Below are 566 nucleotides of genomic sequence, written 5' to 3' on the forward strand. Positions count from 1 at the left end.
TATGGTCTGCCTAAGATTAGCCAGCCAGTTATCGATACGCTGGAGTTTGCTAGAAATCTCTATCCTGAGTGCCTAAGATTAGCCAGCCAGTTATCGATACGCTGGAGTTTGCTAGAAATCTCTATCCTGAGTATAAACGTCATGGTTTGGGGCCGTTGACCAAGCGTTTTGGTGTGGCACTGGACCACCACCACATGGCCAACTACGATGCGGAAGCTACTGGTCGTTTGCTCTTCATCTTTATCAAGGATGTAGCAGAAAAACATGGTGTGACTGATCTGGCTAGACTAAATATTGATTTGATTAGTCCAGACTCTTATAAAAAAGCTCGGATCAAGCATGCGACCATCTATGTCAAGAATCAAGTAGGTCTAAAAAACATCTTTAAGCTGGTTTCTTTGTCCAATACCAAGTACTTTGAAGGGGTGCCACGAATTCCGAGAACAGTTCTAGATGCTCATCGGGAAGGTTTGATTTTAGGGTCAGCTTGCTCTGAAGGTGAAGTTTTTGACGCAGTCGTTTCCCAAGGTGTGGATGCGGCGGTTGAGGTGGCCAAGTATTATGAC

1 pseudogene is annotated in these 566 nt (G+C 44.9%); it reads left to right on the plus strand.

The features are described 5' to 3' along the window. Window positions 1–68 precede the first annotated feature (68 nt). Window positions 69–566 (plus strand): annotated as a pseudogene (locus D8863_RS10870) (PHP domain-containing protein); the annotation flags it as partial.

This window comes from Streptococcus oralis (assembly GCF_003943825.1).
Lineage (GTDB): Bacteria > Bacillota > Bacilli > Lactobacillales > Streptococcaceae > Streptococcus > Streptococcus oralis_CD.